Annotated in this window: 15 protein-coding genes; 1 reads left to right on the top strand and 14 read right to left on the bottom strand. The window is 72.1% G+C overall.

Annotation, left to right across the window (positions count from 1 at the left end):
- Window positions 1-13: 13 nt before the first annotated feature.
- The 8 genes from WBK50_RS30165 to WBK50_RS30130 are packed head-to-tail and all read right to left on the bottom strand — an operon-like array spanning window position 14 to window position 8,487.
- Window positions 14-1,168, bottom strand: coding sequence for an agarase (locus WBK50_RS30165; RefSeq protein ID WP_341338812.1), 1,155 nt, complete (start codon window positions 1,166-1,168; stop codon window positions 14-16).
- Between the two features lie 11 nt (window positions 1,169-1,179).
- Window positions 1,180-2,028 (bottom strand): sugar phosphate isomerase/epimerase family protein, encoded by an 849-nt coding sequence (locus tag WBK50_RS30160; RefSeq protein ID WP_341338811.1) that lies wholly within the window; start codon window positions 2,026-2,028, stop codon window positions 1,180-1,182.
- Window positions 2,029-2,036: 8 nt separating this feature from the next.
- Complete coding sequence (locus WBK50_RS30155; RefSeq protein WP_341338810.1) at window positions 2,037-2,429, bottom strand: sugar phosphate isomerase/epimerase family protein; 393 nt, start codon at window positions 2,427-2,429, stop codon at window positions 2,037-2,039.
- Window positions 2,405-2,956 (bottom strand): sugar phosphate isomerase/epimerase family protein, encoded by a 552-nt coding sequence (locus tag WBK50_RS30150; RefSeq protein ID WP_341338809.1) that lies wholly within the window; start codon window positions 2,954-2,956, stop codon window positions 2,405-2,407. Before WBK50_RS30150 ends, WBK50_RS30155 begins: the two co-directional genes overlap by 25 nt.
- On the bottom strand, window positions 2,953-4,977 hold the full coding sequence (locus tag WBK50_RS30145) for an ABC transporter permease subunit (RefSeq protein WP_341338807.1): 2,025 nt from the start codon (window positions 4,975-4,977) through the stop codon (window positions 2,953-2,955). The genes WBK50_RS30150 and WBK50_RS30145 overlap by 4 nt, the downstream gene beginning before the upstream one ends.
- Window positions 4,978-4,979: 2 nt before the next feature.
- Window positions 4,980-6,512, bottom strand: coding sequence for a sugar ABC transporter ATP-binding protein (locus WBK50_RS30140; protein WP_341338806.1), 1,533 nt, complete (start codon window positions 6,510-6,512; stop codon window positions 4,980-4,982).
- On the bottom strand, window positions 6,509-7,672 hold the full coding sequence (locus WBK50_RS30135) for a substrate-binding domain-containing protein (protein ID WP_341338805.1): 1,164 nt from the start codon (window positions 7,670-7,672) through the stop codon (window positions 6,509-6,511). The genes WBK50_RS30140 and WBK50_RS30135 overlap by 4 nt, the downstream gene beginning before the upstream one ends.
- On the bottom strand, window positions 7,669-8,487 hold the full coding sequence (locus WBK50_RS30130; RefSeq protein ID WP_341338804.1) for a sugar phosphate isomerase/epimerase family protein: 819 nt from the start codon (window positions 8,485-8,487) through the stop codon (window positions 7,669-7,671). The genes WBK50_RS30135 and WBK50_RS30130 overlap by 4 nt, the downstream gene beginning before the upstream one ends.
- Window positions 8,488-8,593: 106 nt before the next feature.
- Here WBK50_RS30130 and WBK50_RS30125 point away from each other — a divergent pair, with 106 nt between their 5' ends.
- Complete coding sequence (locus WBK50_RS30125; protein WP_341338803.1) at window positions 8,594-9,865, top strand: ROK family protein; 1,272 nt, start codon at window positions 8,594-8,596, stop codon at window positions 9,863-9,865.
- Between the two features lie 72 nt (window positions 9,866-9,937).
- Here WBK50_RS30125 and ppc read toward each other — a convergent pair whose 3' ends face one another.
- The 6 genes from ppc to WBK50_RS30095 all read right to left on the bottom strand — a co-directional run bounded on the left by ppc (window position 9,938) and on the right by WBK50_RS30095 (window position 16,950).
- Window positions 9,938-12,709: a phosphoenolpyruvate carboxylase gene (gene ppc, locus WBK50_RS30120; protein ID WP_341338802.1), complete on the bottom strand. Its 2,772-nt coding sequence runs from the start codon at window positions 12,707-12,709 to the stop codon at window positions 9,938-9,940.
- A gap of 233 nt (window positions 12,710-12,942) precedes the next feature.
- On the bottom strand, window positions 12,943-13,221 hold the full coding sequence (locus WBK50_RS30115) for an HPr family phosphocarrier protein (RefSeq protein WP_341338801.1): 279 nt from the start codon (window positions 13,219-13,221) through the stop codon (window positions 12,943-12,945).
- A 19-nt stretch (window positions 13,222-13,240) separates the two neighbouring features.
- Complete coding sequence (locus WBK50_RS30110; RefSeq protein WP_341338800.1) at window positions 13,241-14,716, bottom strand: PTS fructose transporter subunit IIC; 1,476 nt, start codon at window positions 14,714-14,716, stop codon at window positions 13,241-13,243.
- Window positions 14,713-15,165, bottom strand: coding sequence for a PTS sugar transporter subunit IIA (locus WBK50_RS30105; RefSeq protein WP_341338799.1), 453 nt, complete (start codon window positions 15,163-15,165; stop codon window positions 14,713-14,715). Before WBK50_RS30105 ends, WBK50_RS30110 begins: the two co-directional genes overlap by 4 nt.
- A gap of 14 nt (window positions 15,166-15,179) precedes the next feature.
- The gene (gene pfkB, locus WBK50_RS30100) at window positions 15,180-16,112 is read right to left on the bottom strand and encodes a 1-phosphofructokinase (protein ID WP_341338798.1); all 933 of its coding nucleotides are present in this window, start codon (window positions 16,110-16,112) and stop codon (window positions 15,180-15,182) included.
- Between the two features lie 76 nt (window positions 16,113-16,188).
- Window positions 16,189-16,950 carry a DeoR/GlpR family DNA-binding transcription regulator gene (locus WBK50_RS30095; RefSeq protein ID WP_341338797.1) on the bottom strand — a complete coding sequence of 254 codons (762 nt, stop codon included), beginning with the start codon at window positions 16,948-16,950 and terminating at the stop codon, window positions 16,189-16,191.
- Window positions 16,951-17,027 lie beyond the last annotated feature (77 nt).

Here is a 17,027-nt window from a genome sequence, read left to right as displayed (position 1 = left end):
TTCTCCTCGGGAATTACGGGAGCAGGTCGTAGACGCGGCGGTTGAAGTCCGCGATGGGGTCGACGTACTCGCCGTACGGCTCGTCCCACGGGTCCTTCATGCCCCAGCCTCGCGAGAGGTTCTCGACGTAGCCGCACCAGTGCCAGCCCAGCAGCCAGGGCTCGCGCACCAGGTCGGTGAACGTGTCGATGTAGTGCCGGGCGCGGGTGGCCTGGTCGGGCACGCCGTCCATCGTGCGCTGCGGGTTGAGCTCGGTGGCGGTCCAGTTGCCGATGTCGGGGATCAGGATCGGCTTGCCGACGCGCTCGTACAGACCGCGGGCGTGCGTGATCATCTGGTCGCGCGACGTCTGGTCGTTGCCCGGGTAGTACTGCACGGACAGCACGTCGATGTAGGGCTTCGCCGCCTCGAGCACCACCTCGGGGAGTTCGTTGTCGCCGTTGTAGCGGTCGCCGAGGATCAGGTGGTGCGGGTCGTAGGTGCGGATGTGGCGGTGGATCGTCTCGTAGTACTTCGTGGCGATCTCGAACAGCTTCGCGTCACGCTTGTCGCCCTCGAGGCCTTCCAGGCCGGGCCAGTCCGCGCCCGCGGGGTGGCGGAACCACAGCGGGGCGTCGACGAACGAGTAGCCGATGAGGTTCTTGCTCTCGGCCGCGTCGACGCAGATGCTGCGCGCGAGATAGGCGCAGTGGTCGTCGAAGTCGGGGTCGAAGACGTCGGGGTAGTACGGGCGCCCGTTCCAGTTCTCGTTCTCCGCCAGGCGCATCTGGATGATGTACGGCATCCCGGCGGCCTCGAGGTCGGCCACCGTCCACTGCGACCCGTGCTCGACGACGACGATCTGCGACCAGTCGAACTTCTCGCGCCAGCCGCCGCCGATGTACTGCTGGGTCCAGCCGATCGAGTTGAAGCCCCAGTTCTTCAGGTCGGCGACGACGCCCTCGGAGATCCAGCGCTCGCGGGAGCTGCCGTAGCGCTTCTTCCAGATGTCGAGGTTGTGCGGGTACTTGAGGTCGGAGTCGTCGATGTGGTTGAGGCCGACGGACAGGAACCCGTTGCCGATGGGGTCGACCAGCCACCACCGGTCGCCGTCGCGGTCGAGCCGGAACGCTCCGGTGGCGTCGAAGGTCCATCGGGTGGATCCGCCGTAGGCGTCGATCTCGGACAAGATTGCTCCGTTCAGATGGCGGCCAGGCACGAGCGCACGTACGCGTCGGCCTTGGCCAGTTCGGTGGTGATGTGGTGCAGGGGCCAGCCGCCGGTGCCGTGGCACTTGAGGCTGGCGGGGCCGCGGTAGCCGACGCGCGCGAGCGTCCCCAGCGGGACGGCGTGGTCGAGCGTGCCGCCGGGCCGGGGGAGCTGCTGCTCACCGGGCCCGAAGTTGAGCCCGTCCACGCGGTGGCGGTAGGCGCGGTCGATGTCCCAGATGTAGTAGTAGAAGAGCTTCTTGCGCTCGGCGAGCCAGGTGATCGCCTCGCTGATGCCGTCCTGCATCACCCACAGGTGCGGCGGCGCGAGGCAGATCCCGAGGTTCGGGTGGTCGATGTCGCGAACGAGCCGCTTGATCTGCGCGAGCGTGTCCACGCCCTCGTCCCAGCGCTGCTCCTCGCCGTGACCGGACTCGAAGTCGGCGCTGAACGGCACGGTGAGGTGGTTCTCCACGGCGATCCGCACGCCGTTGCGGGCGGCGGCCTCCACCAGCGGGGGCAGGAACTTCGCGACGAAGTCGGGGTAGTTGGCCTCGCAGTCGAAGATCACGGTGTCGATGCCCAGGTCACGGGCGAAGTCGATGCGTTGGAGCATCTCGTCCTGCGTCTTGCCGTACATCGTCAGGCCGCAAGGACGGACGCCGTAGCGGTCGAGCATCGCCCGGATCGCGGCGGGGTCGTCACCCGGGTCGACGTGGTGGGCCAGCGGCGCAGCCGAGGACCACAGGTTGACCTCGGTGAACCCGAGCCCGGCGAGCTCGCGGATCGCCACCTCGAGCGGGTAGTCGTGGTACGGCAGGATCTCTGCGGTGTAGCGCACTTCTCTCCTCAGGCGACGATCAGCGGGCGCAGGGTGCGGTGCGCGACCTGCAGCCCGGTGTGGATCCTGTCCTCGGTGCCGCCCCAGACCGGGTCCTCGTGCTCGACCGACAGCACGCCGTCGAAGCCGCCCTCGTAGAGCGCGTCCACGACGCGGAGCCAGTCGACCTCGCCGAGCCCGGGGACGCGGTAGCGCCACCACCCCACGTCGAACGGGTCCTCGCGGACCACGGCCTTGCCCGGCCACCCGTAGTGGTTCCGCTTCTCCGGGAAGAGCTGGATGTCCTTGGCCTGGGCGTGCGGGATCCGGTCGACGTAGGGCTTGAGCGCCTCGACGGGGTCGATGCCCATCCACATCAGGTGGGACGGGTCGAAGTTCAGGTAGAGCCCGAGGTCGAACATCCACTCCCAGAAGCCGGGGAGTAGGCGAGGTTGCCCGGGTAGCCGTCCGGGTGCCAGCCCTCCATCACGCAGTTCTCGATGATGAGCTTGACGCCCTTCTCCCCGGCGCGGTCCACCAGCCGTGGGAAGAGCTGCTCGGCCTCGCGCAGGTTCTCTGCGACCGACTTCCCGGGGTGCCGGCCGATGAACGTGCCGACGGTGGGGCAGCCGACCAGAGCGGCGGCGTCGATGCAGGCGAGGACGTGGTCGTTGATCGCCTGCCGCTCGGCCGGGTCGGGGTGGAGGTTGTTGTCGTAGAAGGCGAGCGAGCTGAGCGTGAGACCGTGCTTCTCGAACAGCGCACGCGTCTCGTCGGCCTCCTTCTCCCCGAACCCGGCGGCGTCGAGGTGGGTGGCGGTGAACGGCCTGTCGCCGAGGTCGGGCCAGGCGGCCACCTCGAGCGCCTCGTACTTCTGCGACTCCGCCCAGGCGGCGATGTCGGCCAGTGGCCGATCCGGCAGGCATGCGGTCAGGAAACCGAGCTTCATGCAGGGACCTCCGTCCACGTCCGAGTGGTCGAGCTGGTGATCACGGCGTCGGTCAGCGCGGCCGCCCGTGTGCCGTCGCCGAAGGTGGGCAGGCCGTCAGGGGCCTCGCCGCCGATCGCCGCGTAGGTGTCGGCGACGAAGGCGTTGAAGCAGTCCTGGTAGCCCTGCGGATGCCCGGGCGGGAGCAGGGAGAAACGCTGCGCCGCAGGCGACGTGGCGGGGGAGCCGCGGTGCACGGTCAGGTTCCCGTCCATGCCGCCGACGAGCAGGTCCTCGGGGTGCTCCTGGTCGAAGCCGTACGCGGCGCGCTCGCCGTCGAGGGAGAAGCGCAGGCTGTTCCGGCGGCCGATCGCGGTCTGGCTGACGACCACCGACCCCGCCGCGCCGCCGTCGGTCTCGAACTGCACGGTGGTGCGCGTCCCACCGCCGGCCGTGCGCGCCAGCAGACGGGTGATGCGGTGCCCGCTGACGAACTCGACGAGGTCACACCAGTGCACGCCGATGTCGGCGAAGGCTCCGTGCTCCCCGCCCTCGGCCGCGGCGCCCCGCCAGCCGGCGCCCGCGCCGCCCGCCTGCCAGTCCTGCAGGTAGGCACCGTGCAGTAGGTGCAGCGGCCCGGCGTCCCCGGCGGCGACCCGCGCCCGGGCCTCCCGGACCGCGGGATAGAAGCGGTAGACGAACGGGACGGTGGCCGTCGCGCCCGCGGCCTCCGCCGTGAGCGCGCGGGCGTCGTCCAGCGCGGTGGCCAGCGGCTTCTCGCACACCACGGCCTTGCCCGCGGCGAGTGCGCGCCGGGCCAGGGGCACGTGCAGCGAGTTGGGGGTGCAGATGTGCACGACGTCGACGTCGTCGGCGTCGATCAGGTCCGCACCGGTGTCCGCCGGGGCGAGTGCGCCGAGCCGGGCGGCGGCCGCGGCCGACCGCTCCGGACTCGACGCGGCCACCCGGGTGACGGTCCCGCCCGCCGCCCGGACCGCATGCGCGTGCACGGTGCCGATGAAGCCAGCGCCGATGATCCCGGCGCGTATCCGATCCGTCATCACTTCTTCCGCGCCAGCGCCACCGCGACGATGATGATCAGGCCGCGGATGATCTGCTGCTGGCTGTTGTCGAGGCCCGCGAGGATCAGGCCGTTGTTGATGAGTCCGATGAGCAGCGAGCCGAACAGCGCGCCGATCACGCTGCCGGCCCCGCCGAAGAGCGAGGTCCCGCCGAGGATCACCGCCGCGATGACGGAGAAGCTCGTCGCCGGTGCCCCACTGGTAGCGGCCGGACTCCAGGCGCCCGGCGTAGAGCATCCCGGCGATCGACGCCACCAGCGACGACACCAGCATCACCGTGAAGGTGATCCGCTTGGTGTTCACGCCGCTGTACTCCGCGGCCACCCGGTTGCCCCCGGTGGCGAGGACCTGGCGGCCGTAGCGGGTCTTGGCCAGCACGACCGCGCCGACGGCCACGGCGATGACCGTCCAGACCAGCAGCCCGGGGATCGGTCCGATGTTGCCGCCGCCGAAGATCGCGTTGAACGTGTCGTTCAGGATCGGCACCGGGGCGGACGTCGTGATGAACTGCGCCAGCCCGAACGCGATGCCGAGCATCGCCAGCGTCACCAGGAACGACGGCATCCCGAGGAACGTCACCAGGCCGCCGTTGATGATTCCGACGCCCAGGCCGACGCCGAGCCCGGCCAGCACGCCGAACAGCGCGTTGCCCGTGCTGCCGATCGCGAGCGCGGCGACGACGCTGGACAGGCCCGCCGTCGACCCGACCGACAGGTCGATCTGCGCGGAGGCGATCACGAACGTCATCGCGACGGCCATGATCGAGATGATCGCGGTCTGCCGGAAGATGTTGAGGAGATTCGTGCCGGTGAGGAAGCCGTCGCCGCCCAGCAGGATCGCGAACAGCGCGAACACCACGACGAAGCCGATGTAGATCGCGTAGTTGCGCCAGTCGAGTCCGCGCAGCGGCCCGCCGGGCTTCGTGCCGACCGGGGTGGGGTCGAGGGTCGAGGTTGACATGATCAGACTCCCTGGATCGCGAGCTGGAGGGACTCCTCGTCGGCGATGTCCCGCCGGTCGAGATCTGCCGTGACGGTGCCGCGCCGCAGGACCAGGACGCGGTCGCTGACGGCGAGGAGCTCCGCCAGCTCGGAGGAGATGACGATGACGGCCTTGCCCGAGTCGGCCAGCTCGCGGATCCGCTGGATGATCTCGGTCTTGGTGCCGATGTCGACGCCCGCCGTGGGCTCGTCGAGGATCAGCACGTCGGGGTCGCGGCCCAGCCACTTGCCGATGACGACCTTCTGCTGGTTCCCGCCGGAGAGCAGGTTCACGGGCCGTTTCGGCGAGGAGAGCCGGATCTGCAGGCGCTCGATCAGCCGGGCGGCGAGGCCGTCGCCCGACCGGTCGTCGACGAACCCGGCCCGGGTGAGGCCGCCGAGCGCGGGCAGCAGCAGGTTGTCCCGCACGGCGTGGGTGAGGACGAGGCCCTGCAGGCGACGGTCCTCGGGGACGAGCGCGATCCCCTTGGCGATGGCGATCCGCGGGTTGGTGATCCCGGCGGGCTCGCCGCGTAGCAGGATCTCGCCCGACGTGGGCCGGTCGATCCCGAAGATCAGCCTCGCGAGCTCGGTGCGGCCGCTGCCCATCAGCCCGGCCAGGCCGAGGATCTCCCCGGCGCGCAGCGAGAACGACATGTCCGTGACCCCGTTGGCCGCGGTCAGGTTCCGCACCTCCAGCAGAGGCGGGCCCTCCCCGTCGAGTGCGGCGCGCTCCTCCCACTCGAGCGCGTTCTCCATCTGCCGCCCGACGATCGCCTCGACGATCCGCTCCGGCGTCACGTCCGCAATCGGCTCCGTCATGACCACCCCGCCGTCGCGGAGGACGGTGATCCGGTCGCAGATGCGGTAGATCTCCTCCATCCGGTGGGAGATGTAGACGATCGAGACGCCCTGCCCCTTGAGCCGCTCGATCAGCGCGAACAGCGCTTCGGACTCGGTCTTCGTCAGGCTGGCGGTCGGCTCGTCCATGATCAGGACCTTCGCGTCGAGCGCGAGGGCCTTGGCGATCTCGGTGAGCTGCCAGTAGCCCGTCGAGAGCGTGTGCAGCGGCGCCGTGGGATCGAGGTCCACACCCATCCCCGCGAGGATCTCCCCGGCGCGGCGCACCATGGCGGCGTCGTCGATGAGGCCGAAGCGGCGCGGCTCGTGGTTGAGGAAGACATTGCGGGCCACCGTCAACGTGGGCACCAGGCTGAACTCCTGGAACACCATCCCGATGCCGGCCGCCTCGGCGTCCTTGGGCGCGGAGAACGCGACCTCGCGGCCGGCGACGCGGATCGTGCCGCCTTCCGGGCGGTGCACGCCCTGGAGGATCTTCATCAGGGTCGACTTGCCTGCCCCGTTCCCGCCGGCGAGCGCGTGCACCTCGCCGGCCTCGAGGGTGAAGTCGACACCCTTCAGCACCGGGGTGCCGCCGAAGCCCTTCTCGATCCCCGTCATCTCGATCGCCGGCGTCGACGGCGCCTCCGCGGGACGAGGTGCGTCTGCGGTCATGACCGGCCTCCCGTGAGCGATTCGGTGACCTGCGCGGGCGGGTCGGAGTGGTAGACCTCGCGCCACGCCTCGAGGACGTTGTCGTGGGTCACCGGCAGCGCGTCGAGCGCGACGTAGGGCGGCGCCTGCTTGCCGATCAGGGAGTAGGCGGCGAGCTTCGCCTCGGTCAGCCCCTGGTCGAACGGCCGCTGAGCGCCGAGTCCCGTCACGTACTGGTTCGAGGCCAGCGCGATGGCGACGTTCGGGCCGAGGTCCTCGGTGGTGATCGCCAGGTCGGAGCGGTCGATCGCGCGGGCCGCGGCGATGACGCCCTCGGTCGGGACGTCCCAGACGCCCCAGATCCCGGCCAGCTCCTGGTGTTTGACCATCATCGCGGTGGCCGCGGCCTGCGCCTGCCCGGCGAAGTCCGGCCCGGTGACGCCCTTGCGGTCGACGATCCGGATGTCCGGGTAGTCCTTCGCGATCGTCTGCTCGAAGCCCTCCAGCCGCTGGCGGGTGACCTTGAAGTCCGCCTCGTGGAAGACGACGCCGATCTCGCCCCGGCCGCCGATCGCGTCGGCCATCAGGTGCGCGGCCACCACGCCGTTGCCGACGTTGTCCGCCGACACCGCGGAGACGTAGTCCTTCCCGGCCACCATGCCCTGCGGCACGTTGTCCATGAAGACGAGCTTCACGCCGGCCGCGGCGGCCTGCCGGTAGGCGCCCGCGGTGGCCACCGGGTCGGCGGGGATGGAGACGATGATGTCCGGCTTGCGCGCGAGCACCGTCTCGATGTCGGAGACCTGGCGGTCGGGTTCGAAGTTGGCGTCGGTGACGGCGACGACCTCGATGCCCAGCTCGTCGAACTGCTGGCGCAGGCCCGCGATCTGGGCGTCGGTCCAGCCGTCGCCGGTGTAGTGCATGACGATCGCGGCGGTGGCCTTCTTCGCCCGGACCTGCTCGATCTCGGCCGGGGTGAGGCTCACCGCGTCCGCCCTGGCCGGGGTCTCGCCGTTGGGGCCGGTGGCGAGGACGGTGCCGGCGAGGGCGGCGAGCGCCTGCTGGGCGGGCGGGTACCCGCGCTGCGGCGGGGCGGCCGTGCCGGTGCTCGCGCAGCCCGCGAGGGCGACGAGCAGGGCGACCGCGACGGCGACGGCGCGGCCGCGTGCGCGCCGGCTCATGCGAGCGCCTTGGGCAGGTGGGCGTCGAGGAACGCCTTGCTGATCCGGGCCGCCTCGGCGGGGTCGCCGTCGTAGGAGTCGAGCTCGACGAGGAGCCAGCTGTCGTAGCCGACCTCGCGGACCGCGGCGAGCACGTCGTCGAAGTCGACGTCGCCCTCGCCGAGGGGCAGGAACGCGCCGTTCCGCAGGTCCTTCAGGTGCACGTGCCGGATGCGGTCCGGGTAGCGGCGGATCAGCGCCGCCGGGTCCCCGCCGCCCGCGGCGAGGTGCGCGGTGTCCGGGCAGAAGCCGATCCGGGTGCGGGCGAAGACCTTCTCGACCTCGTCCGGTCCCTCGACGATCGTGCCCAGATGCGGGTGGTAGCAGGCCGAGAGGCCGTGCTCGCCGGCGATCCCGTCCACGGTGTCGAGGGCCTCGCCGAGCCGGTCGTAGTCGAGGTCGGTGGTGCCGGCGGCGCGGCGGGCCCCGCCCCCGACGACGAGCTGCTCGGCGCCGAAGCGCTGCGCGAGCTCGGCGGCGCGCCGGACCCGGTACAGCTCGTCGTCGAGGATGTCCGGATAGATGAAGTTGGCGCCGGTGTAGACGCTGACCAGGGCGAGCCCGGTCTCGTCGAGCAGCTCCGCCAGGCCGGCGTCGGCGAGCTCCGCGACGTTGCCGTCGAAGATCTCGACGCCCTCGTACCCGGCCGCGGCGATGTCGCGCAGGGCGCGGTGCATGTCCCCGGGGACGCGGTAGACGAGGTCCTTGACGCTGGTGACCCCGGACGCGTCGCCGGTGACGCCGCCCCAGGTGATCGAGTGGTAGCCGAGTCGCATGCCCGCTCCTCCTTTGGACCGATGCGAGCACGCTAATGTTCGCTACAAACAGAAGTCAATAGCTTACGCTCGGAACCGTCGGCCACACGCGCGAAGGAGGGGGACGATGGCGGAGCCGGGGATCGCACCGGACCAACTCGACGGCCTGGTGACCCTGCTCGACCTCATACGCTCGGGCGAGGCGCAGACACGGCCGGAGCTGGCCCGTCGCGCCGACCTCGGGCGCACGGTCGTGACCCAGCGTCTCGGCCAGCTGCTGGCCAGCGGCCTCGTCGCGGAGGGCCCGCTCGGGCCCTCCACCGGTGGCCGCGCACCCCGCCAGCTGCGCTTCCGCGCGGACGCGGGCATCGTCCTCGTCGCCGAGCTGGGGGCCACGAGCATCACCGCGGGCCTCACCGACCTGGCCGGGGAGCTCCTCGGACACCGGGCCGAGACGTGGGACATCGCCGCCGGCCCGGACGCGACCCTGGCCCACGTCGAGGCGTTGTTCGACGCGCTGCTGGCCGAGGGCCCGTCGGCGCCGGTCTGGGGGGTCGGGGTCGGAGTGCCGGGGCCCGTCGAGTTCGCGTCCGGCAGGCCGATGGCGCCGCCGATCATGCCGGGCTGGGACGGCCACCCCGTGCGGGATCGCCTCGCCGCCCGGTACGACGCGCCCGTCTGGGTGGACAACGACGTGAACATGATGGCGCTCGGCGAGGTCCGCTGCGGGCTGGCGCGCCATGTGGACGATCTGATCTACGTCAAGATCGGCACGGGCATCGGGGCCGGGCTGGTCTCCGGTGGACGGTTGCACCGCGGCGCCCAGGGCTGCGCCGGCGACATCGGGCACATCTCGCTCGGCGGGTCGGTCCCGGAGGCGGCGGACGTAGTGTGCCGGTGCGGCAACACCGGCTGCCTGGAGGCGCTGGCCGGCGGCGGTGCGCTGGCCCGGGACGCGACGGCCGCGGCGGCGAGCGGGCGCAGCCCGGTGCTGGCCGCGCGGCTGGCCGAGGCCGGCATGCTGGACGCGCACGACGTGGGCCGGGCCGCGGAGTTCGGGGACCCGGTCGCCGTCGAGCTCCTGCAGCGGGCCGGGGCGATCGTCGGGGAGACCCTCGCCGCGCTGGTCAACTTCTTCAACCCGTCGATGATCCTGCTCGGCGGCAGGGTGGGCGCGTCCGGGAACCTGCTGCTGGCGTCGATCCGGCAGGCGGTCTACCGCCGCTCGCTCCCGCTGGCCACCCGGGACCTGCAGGTGGGGCTGTCCCCGCTCAGCGACCGGGTCGGGTTGCGGGGGGCGGCGTTCATGGTCGTCGACGAGCTGTTCTCGCGGGAGCGCCTCGGCCGCTGGATCACCGAGGGCTCACCGGCGGGGCGGCCGGCGCTCGCGGCCGGCTGACCCGGCGCTGAAGGTAGCGTGCCCTCGTGCGCGGAGATCCTCGCGGGAACAACGTTATTCGCGCACGAGGCGTCAGCCGGTGTTCTTCATGCCCGCCGCGATGCCGTTGATGGTGAGCAGCAGGGCGCGCTCGAGGTCCGGGTCCGACTCGCCCGCCTTGCGGCGCTGGGCCAGCAGCTCGACCTGCAGGTGGTGCAGCGGCTCGAGGTAGGCGTTGCGCACCGAGAGCGTGTTGCGCAGGACGGGGTGCCGTTCCAGCAGCGTGCTGTCCCCGGTGAGCCGCAGCAGCTCGCGCAGGGTCAGCTCGTGCTCGGCCCGGATCAGCTCGAACAGCCCCTGTTGCGCGGGCTCCACCAGCGCGGACACGTAGTACGAGGCGATCCGCAGGTCCGTCTTGGCCAAGGTCATCTCGACGTTGCCGAGCAGGTTGGAGAAGAAGGCCCAGTCCCGCATCTCCTCCAGGGTCTCGCCGTACCCGGCCTCGCGGGCGGCCGCCAACCCGCTGCCCAGGCCGTACCAGCCCGGGACGACCATCCGGGTCTGCGTCCAGCCGAAGACCCACGGGATCGCGCGGAGGTCGTCGAGGGAGGGGGCGCCCTTGCCCGGACGCTTCGACGGCCGGGAGCCCACGTTGAGCCGGCCCAGCTCGTCGACCGGGGTGGCCGAGGTGAAGAACTCCGGCAGGTCGGGGTCCCCGACCAGCCGCCGGTACGCCGTCTTCGACGCCTCCGACACGCAGGTCATGACCTCGTCCCAGCGGGCGAGGGTCTCGTCGGGCCAGCGCGACGCCTGGTGGAGCAGGCTGGCGTCGAGCATCGAGGCGAGCAGGATCTCCAGGTTGTCGTGCGCGAGGGTCGGCAGCGAGTACTTGTCCGAGATGACCTCGCCCTGCTCGGTGAGCTTCATCGTGGCGTCGACGCTGCCGTACGGGGCGGACGCGATCGCCTCGCCAGCAGGGCCGCCACCGCGGCCGACGGAGCCGCCGCGGCCGTGGAAGAGCCGCAGCCGGACGCCGTGCTGCGCGGCGACGTCGCGCAGCTGGCGCTGGGCGCGGTGGATCTCCCACTGTGAGCTGGTGATCCCGGCGCCCTTGTTGGAGTCCGAGTAGCCCAGCATGATCTCCTGCAGGTCGCCGCGGTTGCGGACCTGCTGGCGGTAGCCCGGGTCGGACAGCAGCGCGTCGAGCAGCGGGCCCGCCTGGAGAAGCTCCTCGACGGTCTCGAACAGCGGCACCAGGTCCACCGACGAGCGCGGGTCCGTCTTCAGCTCGACCATGTAGGACTCGCGGGCCAGCACCGTGACGGCCAGGATGTCGTCGACGTCCTGGGCCATGGACACGATGTAGGTCTGCGCGACCTCCGGGGCGAACTCGTGCTGGACCTCGTGCAGCATGTCGAACGTCGCGACGACCTGCGCGGCCTCGTCCGGGACGCCGTAGTGCCGGCGGATCAGCGGCCGCCCGCCCTGCAGCTCCTGCGACAGCAGCTCCCGGCGCTCCTCACGAGTCAGCTCCGCATAGGGCTTGTCCAGCTCGCCGAGGGAGTCGTAGATCGCGCCGAGGGCGTCGTGGTGGCGCTGGCTGTGCTCGCGGATGTCCAGCTCGGCGAGGTGCAGCCCGAGCGCCTGGCCTGCGCGAATGGTGCGGGCGAGGGTGCCGTCCGCGATCCGGGCGCCGAGGTGGCCGCGCAGCGAGCGGTCCAGGACGCCCAGGTCCGCGACGTACTCCGTCGAGCCCTGGTAGTCCCGCCCGGGGACGTGCGCGGCCTTCTCCGCGATCCGGGCGCGGGTGTTCTCCAGCCGCGCCTGGATGTAGGACAGCTTGAGCCGGTACGGCTCGTTCGCGTTGAGCCGGATGAAGCGCTCGTGGATCTCCGGGAGGCTGCGCCGGTCCCGGGCCAGCGCGCCGCGCAGCTCCTCGGAGACGCCCACGACCTTGGTGGAGATCGAGAGCTCCTGGATCAGCTGCTCGACCAGCGCGCCGTGGATCTTCAGGGCACGGTCCGCGTAGAGCTCGAGGGTGTCGCGGGTGACGTCCGGGGTCACGTTGGGGTTGCCGTCGCGGTCCCCGCCGACCCAGACCCCGAGCGTCAACGGGCGCGAGTCCGCCGGGACGTCGAAGCCGTGCGCCTTCGCCTCCCGGCCGAACTCGCCGATCACGTCCGGGACGGTGCGCGAGCCCAGCTGCTCCATGAACCAGCCGACGGCGCGGGCCTCGTCGGCGACGGTCGGCTTGCCGGGCCGGATCTCGTCCGTCTGCCAGAGCAGGTCGACGAGCGCGCCCAGCTCGTCGTCGGGGAGCCCGTGGTCCAACCCGTCCGCGACCCGGCGCAGGATCGCCAGCACGGACTGCCGGGAGGACTCGGTGGGGTGCGCGGTGAAGACGGGCCGCAGCTGGGCCCGGGCCAGGACGTCCTGGACGGCGGCGCGGTCCGCCTCCGCGGCGAGGCGCTCCATGACCGTGTGCAACGGGCGCGCGTCCTGCGGGCGCAGGGTCCGCAGCTCGCGGGAGCGGTGCAGCTGCTCGGCGACGTTCGCGAGCTGGAAGTACTGGGAGAACGCCCGGGCCAGGGTGACGGCGGTGCCGGTGTCCAGTCCCGCGAGCCGCCGGGTGACCGCGTCCGGGTCACCGCCCTTCGCCGTGGCGTCCCGGGCGAGCTTGCGGACCTCCTCGACCAGCTCCAGCAGCTCGTCCCCCGCCTGGTGGGCGACGGTCCGGCCGAGCATCGTCGAGAGCCGGCGGATGTCCGCCCGCAGCGCGTCGTGCTCGGACTCGGAGACGACACCGGAGTGCGCGGCCAGCGAGTCCGGGGCCAGCAGTTCGGTGCGGTGGGCGCTCGCGGTCACCGTGGTGCTCCGTCCTATCGGGAGTGCGTCCGCTCGCGACGTCGGGAACGGTGAGGTCCTGCAGCCATCGTCGCCCCTGCACCGTCCCCGGGCCATCGCTGGGGGTCGGCCTTCCGCCGGTTGTCACAGCGACGAAACATCCGGACGTGCGAACGGGCGGCCCTCCCGAGTGCCCTCGGCAGAACCGCCCGTCCGGCAGGGGAGCGCTCAGGAGGAGCGAGCGCCCGGGTGGCTCAGTTGGGGACGGCGTCCAGGTCCTGGGCCAGCAGGTCCGCCAGCGCGTCCAGCGAGGCCTCGCCGTCCGCGTCGTCGGAGGCGGTGAGCACGACCTCCTCGCCGCTGTTCACCCCGAGCCCGAGGACGGAGAGGATGCTGCGGGCGTCGACCGGGCCGCGGTCACCCGCGGCGATGGTGACCTTCGCGGGCTGCTGCCCGGCGGCCTTGCAGAACAGGTTGGCGGGGCGGGCGTGCAGCCCCACGGACGATCCGACCTTGACGCGGCGCTCGGCCATGGTGTTCTTCTCCTCGGGATCAGGCGTGGGCGGCGGCGCGCGGAGCCGCGGCGGGGGTGGTGTCGGTGGTCTCGGCGACAGCCGTCTTCCGGCGGCCCAGGGTCTTCAGCGTGATGACGAGTGCGGCGGACACGACCGTCCCGACGATGATCGCGATCAGGTAGCCGGCCGGGTTGCCGATCAGCGGGAGCACGAAGATGCCGCCGTGCGGGGCCCGCAGGGTGCTGCCGAAGGCCATCGAGAGCGAGCCGGTGACCGCGGAACCAACCATGAGCGACGGGATGACGCGCAACGGGTCGGCCGCGGCGAACGGGATCGCCCCCTCGGTGATGAACGAGATGCCGAGCAGCCAGGCGGCCCGCCCGTTCTCCCGCTCGACCTCGCTGAACAGGCGCTTGCGCACCGTCGTCGCCAGCGCCATGGCCAACGGCGGGGTCATGCCGGCGGCCATGACCGCCGCCATGATCAGCAGGGCGGTGTTCGACGGCGTCGAGAGCCCGGCGACGGCGAAGGCGTAGGCGGCCTTGTTGACCGGCCCGCCCATGTCGAAGGCCATCATCAGGCCGAGCAGCGCGCCCAGCAGGATCGCGTTGGTGCCGGAGAGGCTGTTCAGCCAGTTGGTGAGCCCGGTCGTCGCCGCGGCGAGCGGTCCGCCGATGACCACGAACATGATCCCGCCGACGATCGCGGTGCCGATCAGCGGCAGCACCAGCACCGGCATGATCCCGGCCAGCGCCCTGGGCACCCTGATCCGCTTCATCCAGAAGATCAGCCCGCCGGCGAGCAGGCCGGCGACGAGGCCGCCGAGGAACCCGGCGCCGGTCTCGACGGCCACCAGGCCGCCAACGAACCCGGGGACCAGCGCGGGCCGGTCCGCGATCGCGAAAGCGATGAAGCCGGCGAGCACCGGCACGAGCAGGCCGAAGGCGAGGGCGCCGAGCTGGAACATCAGCGCGGCCCAGCTCGTGGAGGAGCCCCAGTCGAAGCCCTTGGTGACCGACGGCGCGTCCGTGATCTGGTAGCCGCCGATCGCGAAGCCGAGAGCGATCAGCAGGCCGCCCGCGGCGACGAACGGGATGACGTAGGAGACACCCGTCATCAGCCAGCCGCGGACCTTGGACGCGGTGCCCGGCCCGGTCTGCTTGACGGCCAGGGCGGGTGCCGCGGCGGCCGGCGAGCCCTTCGGTGCGGCCTCGGCGGCGGCGACGGCCTGCTCGATGAGGCCGTCCGCCCCGCCGATGGCCTTCTTGACGCCGCTGGTGACGGTCGGCAGGTGCGCGAAGCGTTCCTTGTCCCGGACCTCGACGTCCGCGGCCAGGATGATCGCGTCCGCCTCGGCGAGCTGCTCGGGAGTGAACGGGGTGGAGCCGGCCGAGCCCTGCGTCTCGACGACGATCTCGTGGCCCGCCTCCTCGGCGGCGACCTCGAGGGCCTCGGCGGCCATGTACGTGTGGGCGATGCCCGTGGGGCACGCGGTGACGGCGAGCAGCTTCATCCCGCGACCTCCTTCTGGACGTAGTCGGCGACGTGACCGGCGTCGGTCGCCTCGAGCAGCTCGTTCTTGAACGCCTTGCGGACCAGCCGCCGGGCCAGCGCGGCCAGCACGGTCATGTGGTCGGTGTTGCCGCCCTCGGGTGCGGCGATCATGAAGATCAGCCGTGCGGGGCCGTCCTCGGCGCCGAAGTCCACCCCCGCGGTGCTGCGGCCGAACGCGAGGCTCGGCACGGTGACGGCGGCGGAGCGGCAGTGCGGGATCCCGATGCCCCCCTCGAGACCGGTGGGCATCTGCGCCTCACGAGCCTCGATGTCGGCGAGGAACTGGTCGATGTCGGTGACCCGGCCCGCCTTGACCAGACGCTCGGCCAGGGCCCGGACCGCCTCGCGGCGGTCGTCGGACGGCAGGTCGAGGTCGACGAGATCGGCGGTGATCAACGGTTCGGTCATTGTGGCGTCTCCTTCTAGAGGACGAGGGCGGCGTCGGGCGCAGGGTGGAGCCGGACATCGGCGAGCGGGATGTCGAGCGGGCCGGGCATCGCGCTTCCCGGCAGGCGGCACGCGGCGGCGCCGTAGGCGACCGCGCGACGCAGGGCGTCCGGTCCGGCGCCACCCGCGGCCAGGAAGCCGGCCAGGGTGGCGTCCCCGGCGCCGACCGTGCTCCGCACGGTGACGGGAGGGGTCATGGCGTGGTACTCGCCGGACTCCTCGACCAGCAGGGCGCCGTCGGCGCCCAGGCTGACCAGGACCGCGCCGACACCGCCGGCACGGAGTTCACGGGCCGCGGCGAGCACGTCGCCGAGGCTGTCGAGGGGCCGGCCGACCAGTTCGGCCAGCTCCTCGTGGTTGGGCTTGATCAGGTCGGGACAGGCGGCCACCGCGGCGACGAGGGGCGCGCCGCTGGTGTCCACAGCCACCCGGGTACCCCCGGAACGGGCGCGGCGCACCAGGTCACCGTGGAAGGTGCCGGGCATGCCCTCGGGCAGCGACCCGCAGGTCACCAGCCACGACGCGCCGGGGGCGCGGGCCACGGCCTGCTCGGCGATCTCCGCCACCTCCTCCGCCGTCAGCACGGGGCCGGGCTCGTTGATCTTGGTGGTGGTCCCGTCGGGCTCGACCAGGGTGATGTTCGAGCGGGTCGCCCCGTGGATCGGGACGGTGACCGCATGCACGCCGAGGGCGTCGAGCAGTCCGTTGAGGCGCCCGCCCGGCGCGCGACCGGAGGGCAGCACTGCGATCGTGTCGAGGCCGGCCTTGGTCAGGGCGCGGGCGACGTTGACGCCCTTGCCGCCCGGGTCCAGCCGGCCGGACAGGGCACGGTGCACCTCGCCGCGGTGGAGCTCGGCGAGCTCGACCGTGCGGTCCAGGCTCGGGTTGGGGGTCACTGTGACGATCACGATCGGGCCTCCACGGGGAGCGGTGCGTCGACGGGGCAGGACCGGGCCACCGCGGAAAGGAACGCGTCGCCGCGCATCACGCCCGCACCACCCTCGGGCCGGCGGCCTCGATCGTCGCGGCGGTCGCGGCGTCGAGGCCGGTGTCGGTGACGAGCATCGAGACCTGGTCCAGCGTGGCGAAGCGGACGAACTGGTCCGCGCCGTACTTGGCGGCGTCGGCGAGGACGACCGAGCGCCGGGCGGCGGCGATCATGGCCCGCTTGGCCGCGGCCTCCGCCGGGTCCGGGGTCGTGAGGCCCCGCTCGGGGGAGAAGCCGTTGGTGCCGAGGAACGCGACGTCCACGGTGAGGGTGGCGAGCGTGTCGACCATCCAGTCGTCGACGGCCGCCATCGTCGTCCCGCGGACCCGGCCGCCGAGCAGCCGCAGGACGATGTTCGGCCGGGTCGCGAGCATGGAGGCGATCGACAGGGAGTTGGTGACGACCGTCAGCTCGCGGTCGTGCGGGAGGAGCGTGGCGAGCCGGGCGGTGGTGGTGCCCGCGTCCAGCAGGACGGTCAGACAGCCCTCGAGCTCGGCGAGCGCCGCCTTGGCGATCCGCTCCTTCTCGACGCCCGCGAGCGAGTCCCGCTGGCCGATGGCGGGCTCGAAGTCCAGCCGGTCCGCGGGGATGGCGCCGCCGTGCACGCGCCGGACGAGGCCCTGGCGCTCGAGGGTGCCGAGGTCCCGCCGGATCGTCTCGGGCGTGACGTCGAGCTCCTCGGCCGTCGCGGCCACGTCGACCCGCCCCGCCTCACGGGTGCGGTTGAGCAGCCACTGCTGTCGCTCCGCTGCATACATCTTTGTTTGCTCCCGGGTTGGTGCTTGCTTCAGTCCGAGTATGTGGGTTTTACTGTGTTTGTCAACGGGTCACGTCG

Origin of the sequence: Pseudonocardia sp. T1-2H (genome assembly GCF_038039215.1) — a bacterium.
In the GTDB taxonomy this organism is placed as follows: Bacteria; Actinomycetota; Actinomycetes; order Mycobacteriales; family Pseudonocardiaceae; genus Pseudonocardia.
Note: the sequence above shows the minus strand (reverse complement) of the source record. Positions and strands in the feature narration are given on the sequence as shown.

Excerpts from the sequence above, each read along its gene's own strand:
- WBK50_RS30155 (WP_341338810.1), bottom strand. The coding sequence starts at position 2,429 with ATGTTCGACCTCGGGCTCTACCTGAACTTCGACCCGTCCCACCTGATG.
- WBK50_RS30150 (WP_341338809.1), bottom strand. The coding sequence starts at position 2,956 with ATGAAGCTCGGTTTCCTGACCGCATGCCTGCCGGATCGGCCACTGGCC.
- WBK50_RS30145 (WP_341338807.1), bottom strand. The coding sequence starts at position 4,977 with ATGTCAACCTCGACCCTCGACCCCACCCCGGTCGGCACGAAGCCCGGC.
- WBK50_RS30140 (WP_341338806.1), bottom strand. The coding sequence starts at position 6,512 with ATGACCGCAGACGCACCTCGTCCCGCGGAGGCGCCGTCGACGCCGGCG.
- WBK50_RS30135 (WP_341338805.1), bottom strand. The coding sequence starts at position 7,672 with ATGAGCCGGCGCGCACGCGGCCGCGCCGTCGCCGTCGCGGTCGCCCTG.
- WBK50_RS30130 (WP_341338804.1), bottom strand. The coding sequence starts at position 8,487 with ATGCGACTCGGCTACCACTCGATCACCTGGGGCGGCGTCACCGGCGAC.
- WBK50_RS30125 (WP_341338803.1), top strand. The coding sequence starts at position 8,594 with ATGGCGGAGCCGGGGATCGCACCGGACCAACTCGACGGCCTGGTGACC.
- WBK50_RS30115 (WP_341338801.1), bottom strand. The coding sequence starts at position 13,221 with ATGGCCGAGCGCCGCGTCAAGGTCGGATCGTCCGTGGGGCTGCACGCC.
- WBK50_RS30110 (WP_341338800.1), bottom strand. The coding sequence starts at position 14,716 with ATGAAGCTGCTCGCCGTCACCGCGTGCCCCACGGGCATCGCCCACACG.
- WBK50_RS30105 (WP_341338799.1), bottom strand. The coding sequence starts at position 15,165 with ATGACCGAACCGTTGATCACCGCCGATCTCGTCGACCTCGACCTGCCG.
- WBK50_RS30095 (WP_341338797.1), bottom strand. The coding sequence starts at position 16,950 with ATGTATGCAGCGGAGCGACAGCAGTGGCTGCTCAACCGCACCCGTGAG.